At 72.1% G+C, this 2,000-nt stretch carries 1 protein-coding gene; it reads left to right on the top strand.

Translation table 11 applies throughout. The features are described 5' to 3' along the window. The first annotated feature begins 223 nt into the window (after positions 1-223). Positions 224-1,978, top strand: coding sequence for an LCP family protein (locus tag ACFVHI_RS37120; protein WP_380346466.1), 1,755 nt, complete (start codon positions 224-226; stop codon positions 1,976-1,978). Positions 1,979-2,000 lie beyond the last annotated feature (22 nt).

Raw genomic sequence — 2,000 nt, 5'->3', positions numbered from 1 at the left:
GACCCCGGCCATCTCCTCAGGTGTCACACACCACCAACGACACAACCCACCAACAGACACGCCACTACCGCACAGACCTGACCAAGCCCTACTAGTATGCTCCACTGAGTTTCTACAGCGGTGTAAAAGTTTAGCGACGGGCCTGCCCGGATCGGCTCCGGCCCCGGCCACGCACGCCCGCCGGTCCGACGGGGGTTTCGTGGCAACTGTGGAGGATGACGACGTGTCTGGTCACAGGGGTTCCCCCGGAGCCGGAAAATCGCCGCGCCGGGCAGCCGGCGGCTCGCCGGAGGGCCGCATACCCGACGGCGACATACCCGACGGCCGCACAGCCGAGGAGCGCACCGCGCAGGGCCGCCCGGCGGACGGCGGCCAGGCCGGCCGGCCGGATCAGGCAGGCCGGGCCGGTCAGGCCAGCCGTACGAGCCGGGCGAAGCCCAAGGCCAAGCGCAGCACCAAGGAGAAGGTGCTCTGGGCGACGGCCGGCTGCACCGCCCTCCTGGTCCTCGGCGGCTGCGCCGTCTACTACCGCCTGAACAGCAACCTCACCACCTTCGACGGCGACGCCCTCAGCAAGGACCGCCCGGCCGCCGCGGCGCCGGACGCCCAGGGCCGCAGCCCGGTCAACGTCCTGCTGATCGGCTCGGACAGCCGCGGCAACGGCAACAGCGACCTCGGCGGCGGCGGGGACGGCGGCGCCCGCTCGGACACCGCGATCCTGCTGCACGTCTACGCCGACCACAAGCACGCCGTCGGCATCTCCATCCCCCGCGACTCCCTGGTCACCATCCCGGCGTGCAAGCTCCCGAACGGCAAGTGGACCAAGGAACAGACCAATGTGATGTTCAACAGCGCCTTCTCGGTGGGCGACACCGACCAGGGCAACCCGGCCTGCACCCAGAACGCCGTCGAGAAGCTCACCAACCTGCGGGTCGACCACACCATCGTGGTGGACTTCAACGGCTTCGCCTCGATGACCAAGGCGGTCGGCGGCGTCGAGGTCTGCCTGCCGAACGACATCCACGAGGGCGATCTCAACCCGAACCTGGGCAAGAAGGGCAAGCTGGTCTTCCCCAAGGGCAAACAGAAGGTGGAGGGCCAGTCCGCGCTCGACTTCGTCCGGGTGCGGCACGGCATCGGCGACGGCTCCGACATCGGCCGCACCAAGCGTCAGCAGGCCTTCCTCTCCTCGCTCATCAAGGAGGTCAAGTCCCGCGGCATGGACCCGACCACCCTGCTGCCGCTCGCCGACGCCGCGACCAAGTCGCTCACCGTCGACCCCGACCTCGGCTCCGCGGCCAAGCTGCTCTCCTTCGCCATGTCACTCAAGGACGTCAACCTGCACGACGTCAAGTTCGTGACGGCGCCGTGGCGCTACGAGGGCCCGCGGGTCGCCCTGCTCCACCCCGACTCGGACCAGCTCTGGGCCGCGCTCAAGGCCGACCGCACCCTGGACGGCCAGGACGCGAGCGCCACCGCCGCGGACTCCGCCGCGCCGGGCACCCCCGCCGCCGAGGCCACCCCCAGCCCCACCGCCACCACCCCCGTCCCGGACGCCAAGAGCGGCGAGGCCAAGCCCGCCGACGTGAAGGTCGCCGTGCTCAACGGCACCGGCGCGACCGGGCTCGGCGGCAAGGCCGCGGAGGCCGTCAAGGGTGCCGGCTACACCGTGACCAGCGTCGGCAACGCGACCGGCAAGCCGCGCGCCACCACGGTCGTCGAGTACGGCGCGGGCGAGCGCGCCGCGGCCGACGCGGTCGCGAAGCTGTTCCCGGGCGCCACCGTCCAGGCCGGCGGCAAGGGCGTCAGCGTGGTGCTCGGCCACGACTTCGCCGCCGCCAATCCGGCCGGCGCCGCCGACCTGGCCGCCTCCGCGTCGCCCGGCGCCCCGGCCGCTCCGGCCCCGGTGCCCAGCAGCGTCGCCAACGCCGCCCGGTCGGCCGACGACGACCCGTGCGCCAACGTGTCGTACGGCTGACCCGGACGGGACGTACGACGAC

It is taken from the genome of Kitasatospora sp. NPDC127121, from assembly GCF_042677305.1.
GTDB lineage: Bacteria > Actinomycetota > Actinomycetes > Streptomycetales > Streptomycetaceae > Kitasatospora.
This window is presented reverse-complemented; position numbering and strand designations above follow the sequence as displayed.